Source organism: Flavimobilis marinus, from assembly GCF_900113055.1.
GTDB classification, from domain to species: domain Bacteria; phylum Actinomycetota; class Actinomycetes; order Actinomycetales; family Cellulomonadaceae; genus Flavimobilis; species Flavimobilis marinus.
Genome location: NZ_FONZ01000001.1, coordinates 883,521 through 908,437 on the forward strand (window position 1 = coordinate 883,521; position 24,917 = coordinate 908,437).

Sequence of the window (24,917 nt, forward strand, 5' to 3'; positions counted from 1 at the left end):
CGTCCCACGATCGAAGGAGACGACATGACCCGCACGATCTGGAAGGCCACTGCGGCCGCACTCACCGCAGGGCTGCTCCTGGCCGCCTGCTCGGACGGGGGCGAGGAGACCGCACCCGCGGCCTCCGGCTCCGCCGGCGAGCTCACGCCCGTCAAGCTCCAGCTGCAGTGGCTCACGCAGGCCCAGTTCGCCGGCTACTACGCCGCGCTCGACCAGGGCTACTACGAGGCCGAGGGCCTCGACGTCGAGATCCTCCCGTCCGGCGGCGACATCGTCCCCCAGGACGCGCTCGCCCAGGGCGAGGTCGACTACGCGATCGCGTGGGTGCCCAAGGTGCTCGGGTCGATCGAGCAGGGCGCCGGCGTCACCAACGTCGCGCAGATCTTCGAGCGTTCCGCCACCCTCCAGGTCGCGTTCGCGGACTCGGGGATCGAGAGCGTGGCCGACCTCGAGGGCAAGACGATCGGGTCGTGGGGGTACGGCAACGAGTGGGAGCTGTTCGCCGGGCTCAACAAGGCCGGCGTCACCGACTTCGAGCTGGTCACCCAGGCGTTCGACATGCTCGGGCTGCTCAACGGCGACATCGACGCCGCGCAGGCGATGACCTACAACGAGTACGCCCAGCTGCTCGAGGCGGAGAACCCCGAGACCGGCGAGCTGTACCAGCCTGAGGACTTCACCGTCATCGACTGGAACGTGGAGGGGACCGCCATGCTCCAGGACGCGATCTGGGCGGACACCGAGCGCCTCGAGTCCGACGCCGCGTACGAGGAGACGACCGTGAAGTTCCTCAAGGCGTCGCTCAAGGGCTGGGCGTACGCCCGGGACAACGCCCAGGCAGCCGCGGACATCGTCACGGCCGCCGGGTCCACCCTCGGCACGAGCCACCAGCTGTGGATGACCAACGAGACCAACAAGCTGCTCTGGCCCTCCACCACCGGGGGAGTCGGCACGATCGACGAGGCCGCCTGGGACGCGACCGTGGCGATGGCCATGGAGACCGTCAACGAGACCGGCGCCAGCATCATCTCGGCGCAGCCGCCCGCGTCCGCCTACACCAACGAGTACGTCGAGCAGGCGCTCAGCGAGCTGACCGCCGAGGGCGTCGACGTCGTCGGCGAAGGCTGGTCGCCGATCGAGGTCACCCTCAACGCCGGCGGCGCATGACCAGCAGCGCGCAGCCGGTCTGACGGGTCGGCGGCGACGCTCCGGTGCCCTTCCGGGGGCGGCGCCGCCGACCACGTCCCTCGCCTCGTACTCCCACCGCCGACCCAGGAGGCCACCGTGCCCACGCCAACGTCCGAGCCGCTCACGGCGCTCGAGCTCGACCGCTTCGTCTTCCACTCCTGGTCCGCCCAGGGGCGGCTCGCCCCCCTCACGATCGCCGGCGGCGAGGGCTGCGAGGTCTGGGACGACACCGGGCGCCGCTACCTCGACTTCTCGTCCCAGCTCGTCAACGTGAACATCGGCCACCAGCACCCCGCGGTCGTGGCCGGCATCGTCGAGCAGGCCGGCACCCTCACCACGATCGCCCCGGGGCACGCGAATCTGGCCCGAGGGCGCGCGGCCCGCGCCATCACCTCCCTCGCCCCGGACGGCATGTCGCAGGTCTTCTTCACCAACGGCGGAGCGGACGCCAACGAGAACGCGATGCGCCTGGCGCGCCTGCACACCGGCCGGCCCAAGGTGATCTCCGCGTACCGCAGCTACCACGGCAACACCGGCGCGGCGATCGCCGCGACCGGCGACTGGCGGCGGATCCCCAACGAGCACGCCACGGGGCACGTCCACGTGTTCACGCCCTACCTGCTGCGCTCGGACTTCTGGGCCAGCACGCCCGAGGAGGAGTGCGAGCGAGCCCTCGGCCACCTCGCCCGGGTGATCGAGTGCGAAGGGCCCGCATCGATCGCGGCGATCCTGCTCGAGACCGTGCCGGGCACCGCGGGCGTGCTAATCCCGCCACCGGGCTACCTCGCCGGGGTCCGCGCGCTCGCCGACGAGCACGGGATCCTCCTCATCCTCGACGAGGTCATGTGCGGCTTCGGTCGCACCGGGCGCTGGTTCGCGTTCGCCGATCACCTCGAGCCCGGGACCCGGCCTGACCTCATCACGTTCGCCAAGGGAGTGAACTCGGGCTACGTGCCAGCCGGCGGCGTGATCATCGGCGACGACGTCGCCGCGACCTTCGACGAGCGCGTCTTCCCCGGCGGGCTCACCTACTCCGGGCACCCGCTCGCGATGGCGGCGATCGTCGCCACCCTTGAGGCCATGGCGAGCGACGACGTCGTCGGGCACGCCCGGCGGATCGGCGACGACGTGCTCGGCCCCGGCCTGCGATCGCTGGCTGCACGACACCCCGTCGTCGGCGAGGTGCGTGGCGTCGGGGTGTTCTGGGCCCTCGAGCTCGTCGCCGGGCGCGGCGACGTCGCGCCCCTCGGTCCGACGGACATGGCGTTCGTCAAGGCAGAATGCCTTCGACGAGGGCTGCTGCCCTTCGTGCAGGACAACCGCATCCACGTGGTGCCTCCGTGCGTCGTCACCGCCGCCGAGGTCCACTGCGCCCTGAGCATCTACGACGACGTGCTGACCGCGCTCGAGGAGAACCGATGAACCCGACTGATCCTGCTGCTGCTCCTGCTGATGGAGCGGACCGCGCCGCTGCCGGGCTGAGCCCCGCGAGCCCTGCTGGCGCTCCGGCCGATGACCGACGCGGCACGGCCCGCCGGGCCGTCGTGACCGGGGCCTCCTCAGGCATCGGGGCCGCGACCGTGGCCGCGTTGCGCGCGGACGGGTGGGACGTCGTCGGCGTCGCCCGCCGAGCCGACCGCCTCGCGGACCTCGCCGCGCGCACCGGGGCGACCGTCGTCGCCGCGGACATCACCTCCGACGAGGACGTCGCGCGCCTCGTCGCCGAGGTCACCGCCGGTGGACCCGTGCACGCCGTCGTGAACAATGCCGGAGGCGCCCTCGGCAACGAGCCCGTCGCCCAGGCCGACCTCGACGGATGGCGCCAGATGTACGAGCTGAACGTGCTCGGCACGATCCGCGTGACGAACGCGTTCCTGCCGGCGCTGCGCGAGTCCGAGGGCGACGTCGTCGTGGTCACCTCGACCGCGGCCCACGAGCCATACGAGGGCGGGGGCGGCTACGTCGCGGCGAAGTTCGCGGAGCGGGTGGCGGCCCGCACGTTGCGGCTGGAGCTGGTGGGGGAGCCGTTGCGGGTCATCGAGATCGCGCCCGGCATGGTGCACACCGAGGAGTTCTCGCTCACGCGGTTCGGTGGTGACCAGGCCAAGGCCGACGCCGTCTACGCAGGAGTCCCCGACCCCCTCGTGGCGGCCGACATCGCCGAGGCCATCCGCTGGACCCTCACGCAGCCGGCGCACGTGAACGTCGACACGCTGATCGTGCGGCCGCGCGCGCAGGGCTCCTACACCAAGACCCACCGGATCGCCGGCGCCTGAGCGCCGCCACCTACTCTCCTGACGATAGGTTTTCTCCATGGACCTGACCATCGGTTACGCAGCCATGCTCGAGCAGTTCCACCCGACGGAGGTGATCGAGCTCTCCGCCTACGCCGAGTCCCAGGGGTTCAGCGGCGTCATGGCCGCCGACCACTTCCAGCCGTGGGTGCCGCAGCAGGGGCAGAGCGCGTTCGTGTGGAACGTCCTCGCCGCCCTGGGGGAGCGCACCCGCGGCGACCTCGGGCCCGGGGTCACCGCCCCGACGTTCCGCTGGCACCCGGCGATGGTCGCGCAGGCGTCGGCAACGCTCGCGGCCATGTACCCGGGCCGGCACTGGTTGGGGCTCGGCTCGGGCGAGGCGCTCAACGAGCACATCACCGGCCAGTACTGGCCGGAGGCGCCGGAGCGCATCAACCGGATGTTCGAGGCGATCGACGTCATCAAGAAGCTGTTCTCGGCGTCGCTCGCCGGCAAGGACGTGAAGCACTCGGGCCAGTTCTACAAGCTCGAGTCCACCCGCCTGTGGACCATGCCGGAGGTGCCGCCGGAGATCCTTGTCGCGACCGCGGGCCCGGTGACTGCGAAGCGCGCGGGCCGCCACGCCGACGGCCTCATCACCGTGGGCGCGCCCCTCGAGAAGATCTCGATGCTCTTCGGGAAGTTCGACGACGGTGTCCGTGAGTCGGGTCGCGACCCGGAGTCGATGCCGAAGGTGCTGCAGATCCACCTCTCGTGGGCGCCGACCGACGAAGAGGCCATGACGAACGCCATGACGGAGTGGCCCAACGGGGGCATGAAGTTCCCCAAGGCGGACATCCGGTCGCCGTTCGAGTTCGAGCAGATCGCCAAGCTCGTGCGTCCGGAGGACTTCGCGGGCCGCATGGTGATCTCGGCCGACCCGGACGAGCACCGCGCGGCGATCCAGAAGTACGTGGACCTGGGCTTCGACCGAATCTACCTGCACAACGTGGGCCGCAACCAGCGGGAGTGGATCGACGTCTTCTCGCGGGACGTGCTGCCCAAGCTCTCGCGGTGACGCGCACGGCTCTCGAGATCTGGGCGCCCGACGGCGTCGGTGAGGTCGCCCCCGGGGACGACCTCGGCGCACTGGTGTGCGGCGTGTGTCCGGACCTGGCGGACGGTGACGTCGTGGTGATCACGAGCAAGATCGTCTCCAAGGCCGAGGGGCGGGTCGTGGCTGCCGCCGACCGGGAGGCCGCGATCACCGCGGAGACGGTGCGGGTCGTCGCGACCCGCGCACGGCCCGGCCTGCCGCCGCTGCGGATCGTGGAGAACCGGCTGGGGCTCGTCATGGCTGCCGCGGGAGTGGACGCCTCCAACACGCCCGACGGCACGGTCCTGCTGCTGCCCGAGGACCCGGACGCGTCAGCGCGCAGGATCCGGGCGGCGGTCGCCGCGCACCTCGGCGTCAAGGTCGGCGTGATCCTCACGGACACCGCGGGGCGGGCGTGGCGTGACGGGCTGGTGGATCTCGCGATCGGCTGTGCTGGCGTCGTGCCGCTGATCGACGAGCGCGGCGGGCACGACTCGCACGGACGCGAGCTGACGGTCACCGTCACGGCGGTCGCTGACGAGATCGCCTCGGCGGTCGAGCTGGTGAAGGGGAAGACGTCCGGGCGGCCCGTGGGTGTGGTGCGCGGCCTCGGCCACCTCGTGACCGACGACGACGGGCCCGGTGCTCGTGTGCTTCCCCGGCTCGGTGCGAGCGACCTGTTCGCGGAAGGCACGGCGGAGGCCTACGCACGCGGGTTCGGCGACGGGAGCGCCGCACGCTGACGTGGCTCAGAGCCGGAGCATCCCCTTGGCGATCGAGATGGCGATCTCGTTGCTGACGTGCGGGTCGGGACCCCACCCGCCGCCGGCGATGCTGATGGACGCGTCGGGCACGAGCACCCCCACCGTCATGACCGTGGCGACCGCGGTCTGCGCGCTGTTGCCGTAGGCGATGCCTCCAGCCGCCTCGATCGCGGGATCCGGGAGGTGCTCGAGGTTCGCGTCGGCGAGCTCCGCCGCCGTGAGCATCGCATCGGTCTGGTCATACGGCTCGCCGATCACCTCGACCGAGCGGATGTTGGCGAAGTCCTCCGGGTCCGGCTCGTCCCAGCTGCACCAGACGCCGTACTCGTCGACACCCGAGGTCTCGGTCAGGACGAGACCGTCCGTGAGGCCCTGCGTGAGGGCCGCGACCTGCTCGCAGCTCGTGATGTGGGCGAGCGCGTCGGTCGTCTCCTCGGCCTGGGGGGCGCCGTCGGCTCCGTCGTCGAGGAGGTCCTCGACGCCGTCGACCGCGTCGTCGACCGGCGAGTCGCTCGAGGTGTCCTCGGGGGACGCGTCCCCGGGAGCTGACTGACGGACCGTGGCCGAGGGCGCCGTCGGGCCGGCAGGGGCGGTGCCGCCGCACGCTGCGAGCGTCAAGCAGACGGCGGCGATTGCGAGCGCGCGTGAGGCCGATATCCAGGTCACGGCACGCAAACTACCGCGAACGCGGCGCGAGGGCGAGGGCCTGCCTCTCCTTGCTGGCGGCGGGGGCCGTGGAGAATGGGGCCATGCTGACGATCACGGTTCCCGACGCCGACCTCGAGTCCCGCCTGTCCGACCTCGCCGACCGCGTCCGCATGATCCGCTGGGACTTCAAGACGCCCTATGCGGACGTCACGGACGTCGACCCCGCCGAGGTGAGCGTCGTCGTCGTGCCGCACTACTTCACCAAGCGCGAGGGCTACGAACGCCTCGCGGCGCTCCCGAACCTCCGCACCGTGCAGCTCCCGAGCGCGGGCTACGAGCACGCGCTGCCGCACATCCCGGCGGGGATCACGGTGTGCAACGGCCGTGGTGTGCACGACGACGGCACGGCCGAGCTTGCCCTCGCACTCACCCTGGCGGCGCAGCGGGGCCTCGACGACGCCGTCCGTGACATGCCGGCCGGGCGCTGGCGGCCCTCGATGCGGTCCTCGCTCGCCGATCGTCGGGCGATCGTGGTGGGCTACGGGTCGGTGGGACAGGCCATCGCGGCGCGCCTGCGGGCGTTCAAGGTCGACGTCGTGCCGGTCGCCAGCACAGCGCGCGACACCCCCGACGGGCACGTGCACGCCGTGACGGAGCTTCCGTCGCTCCTGCCGACCGCCGACATCGTCGTCCTGATCACTCCGCTCACCGACGACACCGACGGTCTGGTCGACGCGGAGTTCCTGTCCGCGATGCCCGACGGCGCGCTGCTCGTCAACGTCGGACGAGGCCGCCTGGTCGACACCGACGCGCTCCTCGCCGAGGTCCGTTCGGGCCGGCTGCGCGCTGCGCTGGACGTCACCGAGCCGGAGCCGCTCCCCGCCGACCATCCGCTCTGGCGCACGCCGGGCGTGATCATCACGCCGCACGTCGGCGGCAGCAGCGATGCCACGTTCCCCCGCTTCGCCGACCTGGTCCGGCGTCAGCTCGAGCGGCTCCTTGCGGGTGAGGAGCCGGAGAACGTCGTCGCGCGGACCTGAGCGACCGACTGCCGTCAGCCCTTCGCGGCCTTCGCCGCCTTGGCCGCGGCCTTGGCGGCCTTCTTGGTCGCCCGCACCTCGTCGAGCGACTGCTGGTCGACGACGTCGGCGATAGACCTGCGGGCGTCCTCCTCGCCGTAAGCGCCGGCCGCCTCCCGCCAACCGTCCGGCGTGGTGCCGTACTGCTTGCCGAGGAGGGCCAGGAAGATCCGGGCCTTCTGGTCCCCGAACCCCGGCAGCGCCTTGAGGCGGCGGAGCACCTCGCGCCCGTCGGGCTCCGAACCGTCCGACGTCGGCGCTCGCCAGACCTGTGCGGCGTCGGCGTCGTACTCGTCGACGAGGTGCTGCGCGACCGCCTGGATCCGGCCCGCCATCGAGCGCGGGTACCGGTGCACGGCCGGCGACTGCGAGCAGAGCGCGACGAACTCGTCGGGGTTGGCGCGGGCGACCTTGCGGACGTCGAGCCCGGCCATGCGCTCGGCGATCAGCGCGGGCCCGGCGAACGCGGACTCCATGGTCACCTGCTGGTCGAGGAGCATCCCGACCAGCAGCGCGAAGGGGTCCGACGACAGCAGGCGGTCCGCGTTCTCGTCACCCGTGAGCCACAGTGTGGGAGTCATGCGTCCATGATGGCAGGCACCCCCGACGCCGACCTGACGAGCAGCTATGGCCGCAGGAGTACCTTGGTGGCCCGCCGCTCGTCCATCGCCGCGTACGCCTCGGCGACCTGCTCCAGAGGGAGCTCCAGGTCGAAGACGAGTCCCGGGTTGAGGGCGCCTGACAGGACCTCGGGCAGGAACTCCTCGATGTAGCCGCGCACCGGAGCGACTCCGCCGTTCACGCCGACGTTCGTGCCGAACAGCGTGCGGATGGGCAGCTCGGCTCCGCCGTTGGGGACGCCGACGTAGCCGACCATCCCGCCGGGACGTGCGGACCGGATCGCCTGGTCCATCGACTCCGCCGTGCCGACGCACTCGAGCACGCAGTCGGGCCCGATCCCGTCGAACATCTCCTTGATGCGCGCGATGCCCGCGTCGCCGCGTTCGGCGACGACGTCCGTCGCGCCGAACTCCCGCGCGATGGCCTGTCGGGTCTCGTGCCGCGACATCGCCACCACTCGTGCTGCGCCGAGGCGCCTGGCCGCGAGCACGGCGCAGAGGCCCACGGCGCCATCGCCGACGACGACGACGGTGCTGCCCTCGCGCACGCCAGCCGAGAGCGCGGCGTGGTGGCCGGTTCCCATGACGTCCGCGAGGGTGAGGAGGCTGGGCACCAGGGCATCGTCGGGGACCTCGGGCGTCGGGACGAGCGTCCCGTCGGCGAGGGGGACGCGCACGCGCTCGCCCTGGGCGGCGTCGACGAACACGCCGTCACGGTCGTCCGAGCCCCACCAGCCGCCGTGCAGGCAGGACGTGGAGACTCCGTTGCGGCAGTTCGCGCACGTGTTGTCGCAGAAGTAGAACGGTGCGATGACGAAGTCGCCCACGGACACCCGCGCGACGGCGGACCCGATCTCCTCGACGATCCCCACGAGCTCGTGCCCGATGCGTCGCGGCTCGCGGGTCGGTGTGACGCCGCGGTAGCCCCACAGGTCCGACCCGCACACGCATGCGGCGACGACCCGGACGACGGCGTCCGTGGGGGCGCTGATCGCGGGGTCGGGGACGTCGTCGAGGCGGATGTCGCGCTCACCGTGGAGGACTGTTGCTCGCATGCCGGTGAGTCTACGGAGAGGGGCGGACGCGCTCACCTCGGAGCGTGTGTCGGACGTCACCCCTAGGCTCCGAGCATGTTACTGACCGACGACGACACCCTCGTGTACAGCGCAACGGATCTCGCCAGCGCAGCCTCGTGCGAGTTCGCGCTGCTGCGTGCCCTCGACGGTCGGCTCGGCCGCGTCGATCCCGTCGTGCTGCCCGTGGACGCGATGCTCGAGCGGGCCGCCCGGCTCGGCGACGCGCACGAGCAGCGTGTGCTCGAGGACTACCTCGCGCGGTTCGGCCCCTGGGACCGGGCCTCGGGCACGGGAGTGGCCTGCATCGAGCGGCCGGCGGGTGCCAGCGGTCGGCGTCGCGACGCGCTCGAACGCAAGCACGCCCAGACGCTCGATGTGCTCCGGGCGGGCGCGGATGTCGTCTTCCAGGCAGGCTTCTTCGACGGACGGTTCGGCGGCTGGGCCGACTTCCTCGTGCGGATGCCGGGCAGCGGAGAACCCGGGAGCGCAGCCGCCGACGGCGTACCGACGTACGCCGTCTACGACACCAAGCTCGCGCGGCACGCCAAGGTGACCGCCCTGCTCCAGGTGACGGCCTATGCCGACCAGCTCCTGCGGGCCGGCATCCGGCCGGCAGACCAGGTGCACCTCGTGCTCGGTGACCGGTCGACGGTCAGCCACGAGCTCCGCGACCTGCTGCCCGTCTACCGTGAGCGCCGCGCAGCGCTCGAGGGCCTGCTCGATCGCCACCGTGCGGCGGACGCGCCCGTCGTGTGGGGAGAACCGTCGGTCCGCGCGTGCGGACGGTGCGCCGTGTGCGCGCCGGAGGTCGAGTCGCACCGAGACGTCCTGCTCGTCGCAGGCCTCCGGTCGACGCAGCGGGCCCGGCTGCTGGCCGCCGGCATCACGACGATCGATCAGCTGGCTGCGAGCAGGGTGCCCGTCGACGGCGTCGGCGCCGCGACCCTCGAGGCGCTGCGTCTCCAGGCCGCTCTGCAGGTGGAGCAGGACCCGCCGGGCAGCGAGGTGGGCGGTGGCGAGGCAGTCGCAGCGGAGTCGGACGCTGTGTCGAGCCAGACGACGACGGGGGTCGTCTTCCGAGTCGTCGACGCCGCGCCGATCCACGGGCTGCCTGCACCCGACCCGGGGGACGTGTTCTTCGACTTCGAGGGCGACCCGCTGTGGTCCGAGGACGCTTCGGCGGACTGGGGCCTCGAGTACCTCTTCGGGCTCGTGGAAGCGCCGCAGGAGCCGACGGCGCAGCCCGTGTTCCGGACGTTCTGGGCGCACGACCGGGCGCAGGAGAAGCAGGCGCTCCTCGACTTCCTGGCCTATGTCACGCAGCGCCGGGCCGCGCACCCGGGCATGCACGTCTACCACTACGCGCCCTACGAGAAGACGGCGCTCCTGCGGCTCGCCGGGCGCCACGGGGTGGGTGAGCAGGAGGTCGACGACCTGCTCCGTGCGGGCGTGCTCGTCGACCTGTACGCGACCGTCCGGCGCAGCGTGCGGACCGGGCAGCGCTCGTACTCCATCAAGAAGCTCGAGCCGCTGTACATGGAGGCCGCCCGGGCCGGGGAGGTGACGACGGCGGGGGACTCGATCGTCGAGTATGCCGACGCCTGCGCGCTGCGCGACGGCGGGGACACCGCGGCTTGGGCGGAGCGGCTCGAGGCGATCGCCCGGTACAACGAGGACGACTGCGTGTCGACGCTGCGCCTGCGTGACTGGCTCCTCCAGGTCGCCGGTGCTCCGCCGGACGATGCGGCCGGCACCGCGCCGGGCGCCCCGCCCAGCACTGCGACACCCGGCCCTGACGCGCTGATGCCCGCGCCCGAGCCCGACCTCGACGCCGAGGCGGAGTCTGAACCCGACCCGCTCGCCGACCAGCTCGCGGCGTTCGCGGGGGCCGAGCCCCGGGGCGTCGACCAGCAGGCCGTCGCACTCCTGGCGGCGTCGCTGGACTACCACCGCCGCGAGGACAAGCCGTTCTGGTGGGCACACTTCGACCGCCTCGTGAGCGACCCGGCCGACTGGACCGAACCGCGCAGCACGTTCGTCGTCGAGCCGGGGTCGGCCGAGGTGCTCGAGCCGTGGCACGTGCCGCCCGGGAAGCGCACGAAGGTGCGCCGGCTGCGGCTCGCCGGACGGCTCGAGCCCGGCAGCGAGCTCCGTGCCGGTGCGGCCGCGTGGAGCCTCTACGACGTCCCGGTGCCGGGCGCCGCCAAAACCACCGTCGACGGGGTGCGGGGATGGTTCGAGACCGCCACCGTCACCCAGGTGGATGTCGAGGAGGTCGATGGCGCCGTGCGGGACGTGCTGATCGTCGACGAGCGGCTCCCGTCCAAGGCAGAGGCGCACGACGCGCTGCCGATGGCCCTCGGCCCTGGCGCGCCGCCACGCACGGACAAGCTGGTCGCCGCCGTCCGGGACGTCGCCCAGCACGTTGCCGCGAGCCTCCCGGCGCTGCCGCCGCACCCCGCCGTGGACCTGCTGCGCCGGATTCCGCCGCGCACCCGCAGTGGCGCGCCCCTGCCGAGCGTCGGAGCGGGGAACGACGCGTACGCCGACGCGATCGTCGCCGCGCTCGGCGACCTGGACGGCTCCTACCTCGCCGTCCAGGGGCCGCCCGGCACGGGCAAGACGCACACCGGGGCGCACGTCGTCGCGCAGCTCGTGCGGCGCGGGTGGCGGATCGGCGTGGTCGCACAGTCCCACGCGGTCGTGGAGCACATGCTCGACGGCATCGCGAGCGCCGGCGTACCCCAGGAGCAGCTCGGGAAGCGCCCGGCCTCCGACCGCCGCGACGACGTGCCGTGGCAGTGGCTGGGCGACACCGGCTTCGGTCCGTTCTACGCGGCCCAGCGTGGCGGCTACGTGGTCGGCGGCACGATGTGGGACTTCACCAACGTCCGACGCCTGCCTGACCAGGCGTTCGACCTGCTCGTCGTCGACGAGGCCGGGCAGTTCTCGCTCGCCAACACGATCGCGGTCTCGGGCGCCGCCCGTTCGCTGCTGCTCCTCGGCGACCCTCAGCAGCTGCCGCAGGTCAGTCAGGGGCGCCACCCCGAGCCCGTGGACCGCTCGGCCCTCGGCTGGCTCGCCGACGGACACGACACCCTCCCGGCAGAGCTGGGCTACTTCCTCGCGCGGACGTGGCGCATGCACCCAGCGCTCGCGGGAGCCGTCTCGCGGCTGTCGTACGACGGTCGCCTGGAGGCGATGGCGTGCACGTCGGAGCGCTCGCTCGACGGCGTCGCGCCCGGGGTGACCTGCCGTCGGGTGCACCACGACGGCAACGCCGTGGCGTCGCGCGAGGAGGCGCGCGCCGTGGCCGAGGAGGTGCGGTCGGTGCTGGGCCGGCGCTGGCGCGACCCCGCCACGTCCGTCGACCGCCCGCTGCGCGAGAGTGACGTGATCGTCGTCGCGCCCTACAACGCGCAGGTCTGGACGGTCCGGCAGGAGCTCGCCGCTGCCGGTCTCGGCGCTGTGCGCGTGGGTACCGTCGACAAGTTCCAGGGCCAGCAGGCCGTCGTCGTCGTGCTCTCGATGGCCGCGTCGTCGGCCGACGACGTCCCCCGCGGCATGGAGTTCCTGCTCAACCGCAACCGCCTCAACGTCGCGATCTCGCGCGGACAGTGGAGGGCCGTCGTCGTCCGCGGCGAGCACCTCACCGACTACCTGCCCACGCGCCCCGAGCAGCTCGGCGAGCTCGGGGCGTTCATCGCCGTCTGCGAGCGATGCGAATCCGGGCGTGCTACGGGCGGGCCGACGGCGTAACGTCGTCCTCGATCCGGCCGGAGCCCGCGCATGCGCGCGGCGAACCCGGTCGCGACGCGCGAGAAGGGGGAGCCATGAGATTCGTCCTGCTGTTCCGGGCGGAGTCCGAGCCGGAGGGACCGCCCAGCGTGGAGGACCTCGCCGTGCTCGCCCGCTACCGGGGCATCCTCGACGACGCGGGCGTGCTGGTCGCCTCCGGCTGGCTGCAGCCCACGAGCACGGGGGCGGTCGTGGACTTCTCCGGGCCGGACCGCACGATCATCGACGGCCCCTTCGAGGATCTCGACTCCTACGTCGCCGGCTTCTGGGTGCTGCGGTGCGCCACGTTCGACGAGGCCCTCGACTGGGCACAGCAGGCGCCGCTCGCGTCGGGGCGCATCGAGGTCCGCCAGGTGGAGGGGGAGGACTGAGGATGGCCCACGCCAACGACCCCGACGTCGTGCACCGGCTTCTGACCACCCCGGGGCGCTGGGCCGTCGTCGGGCTCTCCAGCAACACCGCACGGACGGCCTACGGCGTCGCGCGGTACGTCCAGAACCTCGGCATGACGATCGTCCCGGTCCACCCGAGCGCCGACGGCGTGCACGGCGAACGGGGCTACCCGGACCTCGCCTCGGTCGACGGGCCGATCGACGTCGTCGACGTGTTCGTGCGTTCGGAGCTCGCGGGCGGCATCGTCGACGAGGCGATCGCCGTGGGCGCGAAGGCCGTCTGGCTCCAGCTGGGCGTGGTCGACGAGGACGCGGCGCAGCGAGCAGCCGCCGCCGGTCTCGATGTCGTCATGGACACGTGCCCCGCGATGGAAGCCCCACGGCTCGGGATCGCCTAGCGCGCACCACGTGCGCGTGCCGCCTACTGCGAGGCGCCGGAGTCGTCGGCGTCCTCGGCCTCGAGCAGCGCCAGCTGGGCGAGGCGGTCCCGCCAGAACGCCTTCATCACGGCCAGTGCGTCGGCGTCGGTGAGGCGGTGGTGCTGCACCGCGACCCGCGTGCGGCCCTCAGCGTCCTCGAGCCGCACGGTCACCCGGCTGCCGTCCGGCCAGTCCCAGCGCACCGACGTCGGCTCGGTGGTCCCGCGCAGGGTCGGCTCCATGTCGAGCCACCGTGCGCGCTGAGCCGGGTCCGTGAGCAGCCGGTACGTCGCCGCGGTGCCGAGCGGCACGATCTTCGACCCGGTCGCCTCGAACGTCCCGTCCGGACGCTGCCCGGCCGCGCGCAGTCCCCGGGCCTGCTCGTACCCGACCGTCAGCGACTGGGCCCACCACCCCTCGACGCCGCGCTCGCGCACGAGCCAGTCCGCGATGTCGCGGTGCTCCCAGCCGGCGGCTCCGGCGCGATCGAGGTCGGCGAACCACTCGTCGCGCGAACGGCCCGTACGCGCGTGCAGCGCGTCCTCGCTGATGGAGGCTTCGTGGGTACGGACGTCGTCGTCGGCCATGCGACGAGTCTGGCACCCGTTGGCGGTCCCGGCCACGGGTCGTTGCAGGCCTGCGTGAGCGGTGCGGCTCAGAAGTTCACCCGTCGATCGAGGGCGGTGCGCTCTCGATCGACGTGGGGCTCGACCAGACTGTGCGTGGCGGTCCTCCGGATCGCGTCGCGGGTGCGCGTTGCGCTCCAGCAGCAGGTGCCAGGCGAGCGCGGGACAGAGGATGGCGATGATCGAGCGTCTGACGACATGGGTGGCGATCGCTGCGGTCGTGCTGGCGGGACTCGTGGCGGGCCCCGCACAGGCTGCGGACCACGAGCACGGTGCCGTGACCGGCGCGATCACGGCCGGTGGGGGACCACTGCCCCGAGTGGTCGTCTCGTTCCAGGGCGCCGGGTCCGTCCGCGACAGCTCCGCCACGGACAGCGGCGGGCGCTACGCGCGCGAGCGCCTCGCAGCGGGTGAGTACACCGCCTTTGTGGAGGCGGCGAAGGCGGACACGTTCCTGACGACGTACTACCCAGGCACCGTGCGCAAGATCGATGCTCGGCCCGTCCAGGTTCGGGCGGGCCAGACCAGCAGTGTCGACATCGCCGTCTGCGATGAGCTGGGCCACATCCGCGGACGTGTGCTCACGCCGGCCGGCAAGCCAGCGAAGGGGCTCGTCGTGTACGCCCAGGCGCAGAATCGGACAGGCTCGGGACACACCTCCACCGACGCGCGCGGCTACTACGTGATCAAGAACCTGCCGGTCGACTCGTACACCGTGACCGTCCCCTGGACGTCGTGGAGCCCGCAGACGGTAACCACGACGAAGCTCCGTACCGGTGTCACCACGACCGCGCGGACCCTCAGGCTCGACGCCGGTCCCGGAACATCGACGATCGTCGGCACAGTCACGGCCGCGAAGAGCGTCCGGAAGAAGCACGCGCTCGGGGTCACGGCGTTCGACAGCAAGGGACGCATCGTCGGGACAGATCTTCCTGACGCTCGGGGAAGGTTCGTGCTCACAGGCCTGCGGGCGGGCACGCACACGATCGTGCTCGACGGCACCAACCAGTCCCGGAAGGTGAAGGTGAAGAGGGCCCGGACAGCGAGCGCGGGTACGTTCGCGCGTGGCGCGGGCACGGTCATCTCGGGAGTCGTGAAGACGTCACGGGGCGGGCGCGCGAAGCGTGCTGAGGTCGTCGTGACCGACCGGTACGGGACGTGGCTGGGTCAGACGAGGACCGACGCCCGGGGTCGCTACCGTCTGCCCGGCGCGATCAGCGGTCGCTACCGGGTGCACGTGCTTCAGGTTCGCGGGGCTGATGCCGCGCCTCGGCCGAAGACGGTCACGGTGAAACGGGGAAAGAGAGCCACGGCAAATCTTCGGGCGGCGCGCGCGGCCACTCTCTCCGGGCGGGTGGTCGCAGCCGGGAAGGGAGTCCGGGGGATATCCGTGCAGGTCAGTCCGGTGAAGGGCGATCCGCTCCGCCGGTTCGTCGGCGCCGCGGTCACCAAGGCTGACGGGAGCTACTCCGTGTCGGGCCTTCCTGCAGGCACCTACCGGATCTCGACCTTCGATCCCTACGTCGGCGGTTACCTCAACGGCTCGACGACCGCGACGGCGCGTCAGGGCAAGGGAGCAACCGTCAGGACGATCACGCTCAGGTAGGACCCGCTACTCGCTGAGCGCGAGCAGCGGCCTCCCGGTCCGGGGGTGCACCAGGACGTCGCAGCGCACGCCGTACACCTCGTGGACGCGCTCCGCGGTGAGGACGTCGTGCGCGGGCCCGGCCGCCACGACGCGGCCACGGGAGAGCAGGACCAGGTGGTCGCAGGCAGCGGCCGCGAGGTTGAGGTCGTGCAGCGCGGTCAGGACGGTCACGCCGTCGGCGGCCAGGTCGCGCAGGAGCGCGAGGAGCGAGAGCTGGGCACCGACGTCGAGGTGGTTGGTCGGTTCGTCGAGCAGCAGGAGCGTGGGCTCCTGAGCCAGGGCTCGAGCGAGATGGACGCGCTGGCGCTCCCCGCCGGAGAGTGTCGCGACCTGACGGTCGGCGAGCGCAGCCAGCCCGACGCGGCCGAGGACCGCACGCGCCAGGCCACGGTCGTGCGCGCTGTCGCCGGCGAGCACCGAGCGGTGCGGGATCCGCCCGAGGAGCACGGCGTCCAGCACCGTCACGGGACGGTCGGGCGCGGCGTCCTGCTCCACGAACGCCAGGCGTCGGGCGCGCTCCCGTCGCGGCATGCGGAGCAGGTCCGCCGAACCAAAGGTCGCGCCCCCGTCGTCGAGCCGCTGCACACCCGCGAGGCCCCGCAGCAGGGACGACTTCCCCGACCCGTTGGGGCCGAGGAGCCCGGACACGGCACCAGCGGGGACCGTGCAGTCGATCCCGTCGATGACGAGCGTCTCGCCGACCGACCACGTCGCCCCCGTCACCTCGAGCGTGGCACCAGCGTGCGGAGCGGCGGGGACCGCGCGTGGCACCTGCGTCGTCGACGTCATGCGATCGACCTCCGCCCGCGCCACAGGATCCACGCGAACACGGGAGCGCCGATGGCCGCGGTGACGACCCCGACCGGCAGCTCCCTCGGCTCGAACACCGTGCGCGCGAGCGTGTCCGCCCAGACGAGGAACACGGCGCCGGCGATGGCCGCGACGGGCAGCAGGGCGCGGTGCCGCGGCCCCGTCAGAGCGCCGACGGCGTGGGGCAGGATCAGCCCGACGAAACCGATCGACCCCGACTGCGACACCAGCGCGCCGGTGAGCAGCGCGACGGCCCCGAGCATCACCCAGCGCACCGCCGTGACGTGCAGCCCGAGGGTGCTCGCGGCCGCATCGCCGAACGTGAAGGCGTCCAGCACCGAGCCCGAGAGCACCAGCGGTGTGCCCAGCAGCAGGAGCGCCCCGGCGGTGACCGCCACCGACGTCCAGCTGGCGCCGGCCACCGAGCCGAGCAGCCACGACAGGATCTCCCGGTAGGAGTCCCCGGTCGCCGACCAGAAGATCACGAAGCTCGTCCCCGCCGCGCACAGCTGGCTGATCGCCAGACCGGCGAGGATCGTCCGCGTGGGCGTGATCGCCCCGAGGGCGCCGGCGAGCCCGAGGGCGGCGACGAGCGCGAGGCCGGACCCGACGAACGCGGCCACGGGGAGCGCCGCGCTGATCCCCACGACCAGGACGAGCACCGCACCGAGCGAGGCGCCGGACGACAGCCCGAGCAGGTAGGGATCCGCGAGCGGGTTACGGGTGAGCGACTGCATGACGGCCCCGCAGACGGCGAGCCCTGCCCCGACCGCCGCCGCGGTCAGCGTCCGGGGCAGGCGGCCGTCCCAGACGATCGCGTCACGCAGCGGCTGCACGGGCGCGGGCCCCAGTCCCAGGTGGTGCGCGACGGACGCCCAGACCTCACCCGCCGTGAGGTCGGCGGGCCCGATCAGCACGGCGAGCAGCACGGAGCCGACGAGCACGGCGAGGCCGACGACGATCGCGACCGTCAGGCCGGCCCGCGTCCGGACCCCCGCCGGGGCCGCCGTCGCCGGTGCTCGCCTGAGCACGGGTCAGTCCTGTCCCAGCGTGGCGACGTCGCGGGCCAGCTGGGCGGCGGCGTCGACCGTGCGCACCCCGGCCTCGGTGGCGGGGAAGTCGATGACGACGTACGCCTGCTCCTGCACGGCGGTGAGCTTCGAGGTGAGCGGACCCTCCTCGAGGACCTTGATCTTCTTCTCCGCGCTGTTCCAGGGGGAGTCGACGAGCACGATCACGTCGGGGTCGGCGGCCGCCACCTGCTCCCAACCGAACGGCCCCCAGGAGTCGTCGATCTCCGCCGCGATGTTCGTCAGGCCAGCCGTATCCATGAGGAGTGCCGGCGCTCCGGTGCCCCCGCCGACGTACGGGGTGTCGGAGCCGGACGAGAACCACAGGGCCGTGAGGCCGCGGTCGTCGGGGACGATCTCCTCGAGGGCCGCCTGCTGCTCGGTGACGAGCGCCGCCGCCTCCTCGGCCCGGTCGAAGACCTGACCGACGATCACGATCTCCCCGAACACGTCGTCGAACGTGAGGGGGGCGGGCCGGTAGCCGTCGCCCTTGCACGCCGACGGCGCGACGAACGTCCGCACGTCGAGGGCCTCGAGCGCCGCTCGCTCGCCAGCCCCGTCGGCGGCGAAGTTCGACTCCCACCCCGCGTAGACGAGGTCAGGCTCCTGCTCGAGCACCGCCTCCTGCCCGGGCACGCGGTCGGAGATCACGGGGATCGCCGCGGCCTCGGCGGTGTACGGCTCCGGCGCCGGGCCGTCGGGGTAGGCGGTCGCGACGATCGTGTCCCCGGCGCCGAGGGCGAGGAGCATCTCGGTGGTGGCGGACTTGATCGTCACGACGCGCTGCGGGGCCGCCTCGAACGTCACGAGCGTCCCGCAGTTGTCGAGCGTCAGGGGATAGGTGCTGCTGCCGAGCGCCAGGCCGGCTGTCTCGACCGGCTCGCTCGTCACCTCGGGCGTCCGCGACTCGGTGCCGCTGCACGCGGCGGTCCCGAGCGCGACGAGCGCCACGACGGCGCTGGTGCGGAGCAGTGCGGGTGCCGTGCGGCGGCGGGACGTGAGGGGCACGGAGGATCTCCAGGAGGCGCGGGGACGACGGGCGGGGCGCGCGAACCTGCGTGCCAGCGGACCAGCGGCCCAATGCTCTGGCCGCTCCGTCGGACCAAATCGAGTCCGAGATCGCCTCCAGGCTACCGCGCACCGCCGTCGCGGGGACCCGCGAGCTCGGCGTCCCTGTCGATCGTGGCCTGGACGCCGTCGACGACCGTCGAGACGAAGCCTCCGTCCTCGAGCGCCATGAGGCCCGCGATCGTGGTTCCGCCGGGGGAGCAAACCTTGTCGATCAGGACCCACGGGGCGTCGTCGGACTCCAGCACCATCCGGGCGCTGCCGAGGACCGTCTGGGCGGCGATGCGCGTGGCCTGGTCCTTGGGCATGCCCGCGCGCAGCGCACCGCGGGCGAGCGCGTCGATGAACAGGTAGGCGTACGCCGGGGCGCTGCCCGCGATCGCCGTGAAGGTCGCGAACTGCTGCTCGGGGAGCTCGATCGCGGTGCCGACGGCGTCGAAGAGGTCCAGCACGGTCTGCACGTGCGCGCGGGTGGCGGCGGCGTTGCCCGTGACCGCGGCCATGCCCGCCCCGACCATCGCGTTGACGTTCGGCATGACCCGCACGACGGGAACGGCGGGCGCACCGAGCAGTCCCTCGATCTTCGCGAGCGGCGTTCCGGCCGCGATCGAGACGACGAGCGTGCCGCGTTCCGCGATCACCCCGGCGAGCGGCGGCAGCGCCGCGGCGAACACCTGGGGCTTGATCGCCAGCACGAGGACGTCGACCGCCCCGGCCAGCTCCTCGGCAGAAGACGCGGCGGAGCCGCCGACCGACGTCGCAAGGTCACCTGCCTTTGCCGCGTCGGTGTCGAACACGAGCACGTCGCCGCCCGCGACGACGTCGTGCTCGACGGCGCCGCGCACGATCGCCGTCGCCATGTTCCCTGCACCCAGGAAGCCGATCTTCATGTCCGTCCCACCCTCGTCCGTTGCCTTCCGACCACCCTAGGGCGCGCAGGAAGGGCGGGCGACGACGACCAGGCCACCGCGCGTTCCAGCATGCGGACATGCGGGCGGGCTGCTTGGCGTCTCCCGGCCACCGCCGCATGATCCTCACCATGAGCACCCGGACCGCCACGCGCATCGTCGCGGCGTCCGTCGTGCCGGCAGCGGTCCGCTGCCCGGCTGCGTGTTGTTGAGGCCCCCGCCTCCGACCCGCCGACCCGCGCGCCGTCCCGGCGCGCCCGCACCCCCAGGACGCTCCCATGCTCGCTCCCGCCCCGACCGCACCCTCGTCCCGCACCCGTCCCGTCGCCCGCACGGTTCGGCGCCCCGTGCCCGCGCCCTCCGTCGCCGCCGCAGAGGCCGAGGTCCTCACCTCGCGCCACCACCCCGGCCCCGCCACGGTCGAGGAGCTCGTGGCGCGGGACATCGGCGCGTTCAGCCGGCGGCGTCCGCGCTGAACCGCTGGACGCCACCGCTGGTCGGGCTACCATGGGGCCACAGGCGTCGACCCGGCCATCACCGGTGAGCCTCCGGAAGAACAGGCCCGCACCGCGGGCCCCAGTAGAACCGGACGGGAGCGGCCCGTCACAGCCGGACGAGTGGCCAGGCCACCGGGCGCCGTGAGGCGCCGCGGAGCAGGGCAAGCGGGGTGGTACCGCGGCGCAGGAGCACGAGCAGTCGTGACCGGCGTCGTCCTCGCAGACGAGCAGCACCTACCACCGTCCGCCGGCCCGCCCGCACCAGGAGACTTCGATGGCCTACCCCCTGCACCGCCCCGACGGCGTCGTCCCCGCCTCGCCGCACCTGCCCTCGCTCGAGCGCGAGGTGCTCGCCCACTGGCAGACGGACGGCACGTTCCAGGCGTCGATCGACCAGCGTCCGGCCGGCGAGCAGGGCAGCAACGAGTTCGTGTTCTACGACGGCCCGCCGTTCGCCAACGGCCTGCCGCACTACGGTCACCTGCTGACCGGGTACGCCAAGGACGTCGTGCCGCGCTACCAGACCATGCGCGGCAAGCGGGTCGAGCGTCGCTTCGGCTGGGACACCCACGGCCTGCCCGCCGAGCTCGAGGCCGAGCGGATCCTCGGGATCACGGACAAGTCCCAGATCGAGGAGATGGGCATCGACACCTTCAACGCGGCGTGCCGCGAGTCGGTGCTGAAGTACACCGACCAGTGGGAGGAGTACGTCACTCGCCAGGCGCGCTGGGTCGACTTCGAGAACGACTACAAGACGCTCGACGTCACCTTCATGGAGTCGGTGATCTGGGCGTTCAAGCAGCTGCACGACAAGGGGCTCGCGTACGAGGGCTACCGCGTGCTGCCGTACTGCTGGCGCGACGAGACGCCGCTGTCCAACCACGAGCTGCGGATGGACGACGACGTCTACCAGTCGCGCCAGGACCCCGCGCTGACCGTGGGCGTGCGCATGGAGACGGGCGAGCTCGCCCTGATCTGGACGACCACCCCCTGGACCCTGCCGTCCAACCTCGCGATCGCGGTCGGCCCGGAGGTCGAGTACGTCGTCGTGCGCCCGGGGGAGGCCTCGGCCGTCGCCGGTCAGGAGGTCGTCCTGGGAGCGGCGCGCCTCGCCGCCTACGCCAAGGAGCTCGACCTGGGCGAGGACCCGGCCGCGCACGTCGTGCGGACGCTCACGGGAGCGGACCTCGCTGGGCGGCGCTACACCCCGCCGTTCGACTACTTCGCCGACGGCGGGCACGTCGCGGGTGCCGAGGACGCCACGTCCAACCCGGCGGCCCACCAGATCCTCACGGCGGACTTCGTCACGACGGAGGACGGCACGGGCCTCGTGCACCTCGCGCCCGCGTTCGGTGAGGACGACATGGCCGTCTGCGACGCCGCGGGCATCCACCCGGTCGTGCCCGTCGACGCGCGCGGCCGCTTCACCGTCGCCGTCCCCGACTACGCGGGCCAGCAGGTGTTCGACGCCAACCCGCAGGTCATCAAGGACCTCAAGGACGGCACAGGGCCGCTCGCCCGCACCGCGCCCGAGCAGCGGGCCGTCGTGCTGCGTCACGAGACCTACCAGCACTCCTACCCGCACTGCTGGCGCTGCCGGAACCCGCTGATCTACAAGGCCGTGTCGAGCTGGTTCGTGCGGGTCACGCAGTTCCGCGACCGCATGGTCGAGCTCAACCAGGAGATCACCTGGACGCCCGAGCACATCAAGGACGGTCAGTTCGGCAAGTGGCTGGCCGGCGCCCGCGACTGGTCGATCTCCCGCAACCGCTACTGGGGCACACCGATCCCGGTGTGGGTGTCCGACGACCCCGCCTACCCGCGCACGGACGTCTACGGCTCGCTCGCGGACCTCGAGGCGGACTTCGGCGTGCCCGTGACGGACCTGCACCGCCCCTTCATCGACTCCCTCACGAGACCCAACCCGGACGACCCCACCGGCCGCGCCACGATGCGCCGCATCCCGGACGTGCTCGACGTCTGGTTTGACTCGGGCGCCATGCCGTTTGCGCAGGTGCACTACCCGTTCGAGAACCGCGAGTGGTTCGAGGACCACCACCCGGGCGACTTCATCGTCGAGTACATCGGGCAGACCCGCGGCTGGTTCTACACGCTGCACGTCCTGGCCACGGCGCTGTTCGACCGCCCTGCGTTCCGCACGGCCGTGTCGCACGGCATCGTCCTCGGCTCGGACGGCCGGAAGATGAGCAAGTCGCTGCGCAACTACCCGGACGTCTCCGAGGTCCTCGACCGCGACGGCTCGGACGCGATGCGCTGGTTCCTGATGAGCTCGCCGATCCTACGGGGCGGCAACCTCGTGGTCACCGAGGACGGCATCCGCGACGCCGTGCGGCAGGTCCTGCTGCCCGTGTGGAGCACCTACTACTTCTTCACGCTCTACGCGGGGGCCGCGAACGCCGGTGCGGGCTACGAGGCGCGCCGCGTCACGCCCGACGAGGTCGCCGGCCTGCCGGTGATGGACCGCTACCTGCTCGCCCGCTCGGAGCGCCTGGTCCGCGTCGTGACGGAGCAGCTCGACGCCTACGACATCGCCGGCGCGTGCGAGACGGTGCGCGAGCACCTCGACGTGCTGACCAACTGGTACGTGCGCACCCAGCGGGACCGGTTCTGGGACGAGGACGCCGACGCCTTCAACACCCTCTGGACGGCGCTCGAGGTCCTGACCCGTGTGATGGCGCCGCTCGCGCCCCTGCTCACCGAGGAGGTCTGGCGCGGGCTCACCGGCGGGCGCTCCGTGCACCTGACCGACTGGCCGGCCCAGGACGACGCCGTGCTGGTCGCGGACGACGCGCTCGTGGAGACCATGGACCGGGTGCGGGCAGCGTGCTCGCTGAGTCTCGGGGTGCGCAAGGCCAACAAGCTGCGCGTGCGCCAGCCGTTGGCCCGCCTCACGGTCGTCGTCGAGGACCCGACGGCGCTCGCGCCCTACACGGACCTGCTCGCCTCCGAGCTCAACGTCAAGGACGTCGCGCTCGTCGGCCTCGAGTCCGGCGCGGCCGAGCAGTTCGGCATCTCCCGTCGACTCACGGTCAACGCGCGCGCCGCGGGCCCGCGCCTCGGCAAGGGCGTCCAGTCGGCGATCAAGGCAGCCAAGGCCGGGCACTGGCGCGAGGACCACGACGGCGCCGTCGTGCTCGAGACGCCCGAGGGCGACGTGCCGCTGCAGGAGGGCGAGTACGACGTCGCGACCGTCGTTGAGCAGGGCGAGGGCGCAGTGGGTGCTGCGGTCCTGGATGGTGGTGGCTTCGTGGTGCTGGACCTGACGCTCACCGACGCGCTCGTCGCCGAGGGGTTCGCCCGCGACGTCGTCCGTGAGGTCCAGGACGCGCGCAAGGCGGCGGACCTGCACGTGGCCGACCGCATCGACCTCGCTCTCGTCGTGCCGGCCGCCCAGGTCGAGGCCGTCGAGACGTTCGCGGACCTCATCCGGTCCGAGACCCTCGCGCTCTCGCTCGACGTCGTCCCCGGCGACGCGCTCGAGGTCCGCGTGACCCGTCGCGCGGATGACTCCGCCGGCACCGCAGCGAACGACGGAGGAACCCTGTGAGCGCACCCGACTCCCGCGACGCCCTGGCCGAGGTGTACGCCTCGATCATGGATCGCAGCCCGGAGCACGACTTCGAGCCCACGCTCGGCCGCGTGCAGCGGGTGTGCGAGCTCCTCGGCGACCCGCAGCGGGCCTACCGCGTCGTGCACCTGACGGGCACGAACGGCAAGACGTCGACCGCCCGGATGGTCGAACGGCTCGTGCGCGAGCACGGCCTGCGCACGGGTCGGTTCACGAGCCCGCACCTGGCGAGCGTCACCGAGCGGATCGCGATCGACGGCGAGCCGCTGAGCGACGAGCGGTTCGTCGAGGTCTGGCAGGACGTCGCGCCGTACGTGCACATGGTCGACGTCGAGTCGCAGGCGACCGGCGGACCGCGGCTCAGCTTCTTCGAGGTGCTCACCGTGATGGCGTTCGCCGCGTTCGCGGACGCCCCGGTCGACGTCGCGATCATCGAGGTCGGCATGGGCGGCACCTGGGACTCGACCAACGTGGCCGACGGCGACGTCGCGGTGCTCACCCCGATCGCGCTCGACCACCAGCGGTGGCTGGGGCACACGGTCGGCGAGATCGCGGACACCAAGGCGGGCATCATCAAGCCGGGCGCGACGGTGGTCCTCGCGGAGCAGTCCGAGGAGGTCGAGGGCATCGTCCTGGCCGTTGCCGCCGAGCGCGGTTCGCGGGTCGTGCGCGAGGGCGCGGAGCTCTCCGTGGCGGCACGGCACGTCGCCGTGGGCGGTCAGCTGATCGACCTCAGCACGCCCGGCGGCCTGTACACCGAGATCTTCCTGCCGCTGCACGGTGCGCACCAGGCGCAGAACGCCCTGCTCGCCCTCGCGACGACCGAGGCTCTCGTGACGGGCGGCGCCGCGCTCGCGGGCGAGGTCGTCGAGGCCGCCTTCGGCGACGTCGACTCGCCGGGGCGCCTCGAGGTCGTGCGCTCGAGCCCGACGATCGTCGTCGACGCGGCGCACAACCCCGCGGGAGCCGAGGCGCTCGTCGCAGCGCTGGACGAGTCGTTCGGCTTCACCCGTCTGATCGGCGTGATCGGGGTGCTCGCGGACAAGGACGCCGAGTCGCTGCTCTCCGTCCTCGAGCCGGTGCTCGCTGAGATCGTCGTCACGCAGTCCGGCTCGGACCGGTCGCTGCCGACCGACGACCTCGCGGAGATCGCCGTCGAGGTGTTCGGCGAGGACCGCGTGCACGTCGAGCCGCGCCTGGACGACGCGCTCGACCGCGCCGCGGGCCTGGCGGAGCGCGACGACACCACGGGGGTCGGCACCGGCACGGGCGTCGTCGTCGCGGGGTCGGTCATCCTCGCTGCGGAGGTCCGGACGCTGCTCGGGCGGCCGTGAGCCCTGGCGGGCGCGGGGTCTGCGGGGGCATAGTGGCGAGGGCGGGCGCGTGA

General features: G+C 72.6%; 21 protein-coding genes. 13 read left to right on the forward strand and 8 right to left on the reverse strand.

Going from position 1 to position 24,917, the window contains the following annotated elements; genetic code table 11:
- Nucleotides 1-24: 24 nt before the first annotated feature.
- The 5 genes from BMZ30_RS04085 (at nucleotide 25) to cofE (ending at nucleotide 5,261) form a co-directional block, all read left to right on the forward strand.
- Entirely contained in the window at nucleotides 25-1,167 is a 1,143-nt protein-coding gene (locus tag BMZ30_RS04085; protein ID WP_093375271.1) for an ABC transporter substrate-binding protein, read from the forward strand.
- A 117-nt stretch (nucleotides 1,168-1,284) separates the two neighbouring features.
- Entirely contained in the window at nucleotides 1,285-2,610 is a 1,326-nt protein-coding gene (locus tag BMZ30_RS04090; RefSeq protein WP_093375273.1) for an aspartate aminotransferase family protein, read from the forward strand.
- The gene (locus BMZ30_RS04095) at nucleotides 2,607-3,464 is read left to right on the forward strand and encodes an SDR family oxidoreductase (protein ID WP_093375275.1); all 858 of its coding nucleotides are present in this window, start codon (nucleotides 2,607-2,609) and stop codon (nucleotides 3,462-3,464) included. The genes BMZ30_RS04090 and BMZ30_RS04095 overlap by 4 nt, the downstream gene beginning before the upstream one ends.
- 37 nt (nucleotides 3,465-3,501) lie before the next feature.
- Nucleotides 3,502-4,500, forward strand: coding sequence for a TIGR03557 family F420-dependent LLM class oxidoreductase (locus BMZ30_RS04100; protein WP_093375277.1), 999 nt, complete (start codon nucleotides 3,502-3,504; stop codon nucleotides 4,498-4,500).
- Nucleotides 4,497-5,261: a coenzyme F420-0:L-glutamate ligase gene (cofE, locus tag BMZ30_RS04105; protein ID WP_093375279.1), complete on the forward strand. Its 765-nt coding sequence runs from the start codon at nucleotides 4,497-4,499 to the stop codon at nucleotides 5,259-5,261. Before BMZ30_RS04100 ends, cofE begins: the two co-directional genes overlap by 4 nt.
- A 6-nt stretch (nucleotides 5,262-5,267) precedes the next feature.
- Here cofE and BMZ30_RS04110 read toward each other — a convergent pair whose 3' ends face one another.
- Nucleotides 5,268-5,948 (reverse strand): hypothetical protein, encoded by a 681-nt coding sequence (locus BMZ30_RS04110; RefSeq protein WP_143073125.1) that lies wholly within the window; start codon nucleotides 5,946-5,948, stop codon nucleotides 5,268-5,270.
- Between the two features lie 83 nt (nucleotides 5,949-6,031).
- Between BMZ30_RS04110 and BMZ30_RS04115 the strand changes: the two genes are divergently transcribed.
- Nucleotides 6,032-6,970, forward strand: a complete 939-nt coding sequence (locus tag BMZ30_RS04115) for a 2-hydroxyacid dehydrogenase (protein ID WP_093375283.1) — start codon at nucleotides 6,032-6,034, stop codon at nucleotides 6,968-6,970.
- 14 nt (nucleotides 6,971-6,984) lie between these two features.
- On the opposite strand, the gene BMZ30_RS04120 is transcribed toward BMZ30_RS04115, so the two are convergent.
- Complete coding sequence (locus BMZ30_RS04120) at nucleotides 6,985-7,590, reverse strand: HhH-GPD-type base excision DNA repair protein (RefSeq protein ID WP_093375285.1); 606 nt, start codon at nucleotides 7,588-7,590, stop codon at nucleotides 6,985-6,987.
- A 44-nt stretch (nucleotides 7,591-7,634) separates the two neighbouring features.
- Nucleotides 7,635-8,684, reverse strand: a complete 1,050-nt coding sequence (locus BMZ30_RS04125) for a zinc-dependent alcohol dehydrogenase family protein (RefSeq protein WP_093375287.1) — start codon at nucleotides 8,682-8,684, stop codon at nucleotides 7,635-7,637.
- A gap of 75 nt (nucleotides 8,685-8,759) precedes the next feature.
- Here BMZ30_RS04125 and BMZ30_RS04130 point away from each other — a divergent pair, with 75 nt between their 5' ends.
- The 3 genes from BMZ30_RS04130 to BMZ30_RS04140 all read left to right on the forward strand — a co-directional run bounded on the left by BMZ30_RS04130 (nucleotide 8,760) and on the right by BMZ30_RS04140 (nucleotide 13,293).
- A complete protein-coding gene (locus BMZ30_RS04130; protein ID WP_093375289.1) occupies nucleotides 8,760-12,464 on the forward strand; it encodes a TM0106 family RecB-like putative nuclease in 3,705 nt (1,234 codons plus the stop codon).
- Between the two features lie 74 nt (nucleotides 12,465-12,538).
- A complete protein-coding gene (locus BMZ30_RS04135; protein WP_177191267.1) occupies nucleotides 12,539-12,874 on the forward strand; it encodes a YciI family protein in 336 nt (111 codons plus the stop codon).
- A 2-nt stretch (nucleotides 12,875-12,876) separates the two neighbouring features.
- Nucleotides 12,877-13,293, forward strand: coding sequence for a CoA-binding protein (locus tag BMZ30_RS04140; protein WP_093375293.1), 417 nt, complete (start codon nucleotides 12,877-12,879; stop codon nucleotides 13,291-13,293).
- Between the two features lie 23 nt (nucleotides 13,294-13,316).
- Here the strand turns inward: BMZ30_RS04140 and BMZ30_RS04145 are convergent, their stop codons facing one another.
- Nucleotides 13,317-13,901 (reverse strand): SRPBCC family protein, encoded by a 585-nt coding sequence (locus BMZ30_RS04145; protein ID WP_093375295.1) that lies wholly within the window; start codon nucleotides 13,899-13,901, stop codon nucleotides 13,317-13,319.
- Between the two features lie 217 nt (nucleotides 13,902-14,118).
- On the opposite strand from BMZ30_RS04145, the gene BMZ30_RS04150 reads away from it, so the two are divergent.
- A complete protein-coding gene (locus BMZ30_RS04150; RefSeq protein WP_177191268.1) occupies nucleotides 14,119-15,546 on the forward strand; it encodes an MSCRAMM family protein in 1,428 nt (475 codons plus the stop codon).
- Nucleotides 15,547-15,552: 6 nt separating this feature from the next.
- Here BMZ30_RS04150 and BMZ30_RS04155 read toward each other — a convergent pair whose 3' ends face one another.
- From BMZ30_RS04155 to proC, 4 genes are all read right to left on the reverse strand, one after another.
- The gene (locus tag BMZ30_RS04155; RefSeq protein ID WP_093375759.1) at nucleotides 15,553-16,377 is read right to left on the reverse strand and encodes an ATP-binding cassette domain-containing protein; all 825 of its coding nucleotides are present in this window, start codon (nucleotides 16,375-16,377) and stop codon (nucleotides 15,553-15,555) included.
- Nucleotides 16,374-17,429, reverse strand: coding sequence for a putative F420-0 ABC transporter permease subunit (locus BMZ30_RS04160; RefSeq protein ID WP_177191269.1), 1,056 nt, complete (start codon nucleotides 17,427-17,429; stop codon nucleotides 16,374-16,376). Before BMZ30_RS04160 ends, BMZ30_RS04155 begins: the two co-directional genes overlap by 4 nt.
- A gap of 3 nt (nucleotides 17,430-17,432) precedes the next feature.
- Nucleotides 17,433-18,476 (reverse strand): putative F420-0 ABC transporter substrate-binding protein, encoded by a 1,044-nt coding sequence (locus BMZ30_RS04165; protein WP_229828259.1) that lies wholly within the window; start codon nucleotides 18,474-18,476, stop codon nucleotides 17,433-17,435.
- A 122-nt stretch (nucleotides 18,477-18,598) separates the two neighbouring features.
- Nucleotides 18,599-19,426: a pyrroline-5-carboxylate reductase gene (gene proC, locus BMZ30_RS04170; RefSeq protein ID WP_093375299.1), complete on the reverse strand. Its 828-nt coding sequence runs from the start codon at nucleotides 19,424-19,426 to the stop codon at nucleotides 18,599-18,601.
- Nucleotides 19,427-19,722: 296 nt separating this feature from the next.
- On the opposite strand from proC, the gene BMZ30_RS04175 reads away from it, so the two are divergent.
- The 3 genes from BMZ30_RS04175 to BMZ30_RS04185 all read left to right on the forward strand — a co-directional run bounded on the left by BMZ30_RS04175 (nucleotide 19,723) and on the right by BMZ30_RS04185 (nucleotide 24,864).
- Nucleotides 19,723-19,920, forward strand: coding sequence for a hypothetical protein (locus tag BMZ30_RS04175; RefSeq protein WP_093375301.1), 198 nt, complete (start codon nucleotides 19,723-19,725; stop codon nucleotides 19,918-19,920).
- A gap of 295 nt (nucleotides 19,921-20,215) precedes the next feature.
- The gene (gene ileS, locus BMZ30_RS04180) at nucleotides 20,216-23,509 is read left to right on the forward strand and encodes an isoleucine--tRNA ligase (RefSeq protein ID WP_093375303.1); all 3,294 of its coding nucleotides are present in this window, start codon (nucleotides 20,216-20,218) and stop codon (nucleotides 23,507-23,509) included.
- Nucleotides 23,510-23,556: 47 nt separating this feature from the next.
- Complete coding sequence (locus BMZ30_RS04185; RefSeq protein ID WP_093375765.1) at nucleotides 23,557-24,864, forward strand: bifunctional folylpolyglutamate synthase/dihydrofolate synthase; 1,308 nt, start codon at nucleotides 23,557-23,559, stop codon at nucleotides 24,862-24,864.
- The last annotated feature ends 53 nt before the right edge of the window (nucleotides 24,865-24,917 follow it).

Bases quoted from the DNA above. Each gene is read 5' to 3' on its own strand.
- BMZ30_RS04095 (WP_093375275.1), top strand. From the start codon at position 2,607: ATGAACCCGACTGATCCTGCTGCTGCTCCTGCTGATGGAGCGGACCGC.
- BMZ30_RS04145 (WP_093375295.1), bottom strand. From the start codon at position 13,901: ATGGCCGACGACGACGTCCGTACCCACGAAGCCTCCATCAGCGAGGAC.
- BMZ30_RS04150 (WP_177191268.1), top strand. From the start codon at position 14,119: ATGATCGAGCGTCTGACGACATGGGTGGCGATCGCTGCGGTCGTGCTG.
- BMZ30_RS04155 (WP_093375759.1), bottom strand. From the start codon at position 16,377: ATGACGTCGACGACGCAGGTGCCACGCGCGGTCCCCGCCGCTCCGCAC.
- BMZ30_RS04120 (WP_093375285.1), bottom strand. From the start codon at position 7,590: ATGACTCCCACACTGTGGCTCACGGGTGACGAGAACGCGGACCGCCTG.
- BMZ30_RS04115 (WP_093375283.1), top strand. From the start codon at position 6,032: ATGCTGACGATCACGGTTCCCGACGCCGACCTCGAGTCCCGCCTGTCC.
- proC (WP_093375299.1), bottom strand. From the start codon at position 19,426: ATGAAGATCGGCTTCCTGGGTGCAGGGAACATGGCGACGGCGATCGTG.
- ileS (WP_093375303.1), top strand. From the start codon at position 20,216: ATGGCCTACCCCCTGCACCGCCCCGACGGCGTCGTCCCCGCCTCGCCG.
- BMZ30_RS04185 (WP_093375765.1), top strand. From the start codon at position 23,557: ATGGATCGCAGCCCGGAGCACGACTTCGAGCCCACGCTCGGCCGCGTG.
- BMZ30_RS04140 (WP_093375293.1), top strand. From the start codon at position 12,877: ATGGCCCACGCCAACGACCCCGACGTCGTGCACCGGCTTCTGACCACC.
- BMZ30_RS04135 (WP_177191267.1), top strand. From the start codon at position 12,539: ATGAGATTCGTCCTGCTGTTCCGGGCGGAGTCCGAGCCGGAGGGACCG.
- BMZ30_RS04125 (WP_093375287.1), bottom strand. From the start codon at position 8,684: ATGCGAGCAACAGTCCTCCACGGTGAGCGCGACATCCGCCTCGACGAC.
- BMZ30_RS04100 (WP_093375277.1), top strand. From the start codon at position 3,502: ATGGACCTGACCATCGGTTACGCAGCCATGCTCGAGCAGTTCCACCCG.
- BMZ30_RS04175 (WP_093375301.1), top strand. From the start codon at position 19,723: ATGCTCGCTCCCGCCCCGACCGCACCCTCGTCCCGCACCCGTCCCGTC.
- BMZ30_RS04130 (WP_093375289.1), top strand. From the start codon at position 8,760: ATGTTACTGACCGACGACGACACCCTCGTGTACAGCGCAACGGATCTC.
- BMZ30_RS04085 (WP_093375271.1), top strand. From the start codon at position 25: ATGACCCGCACGATCTGGAAGGCCACTGCGGCCGCACTCACCGCAGGG.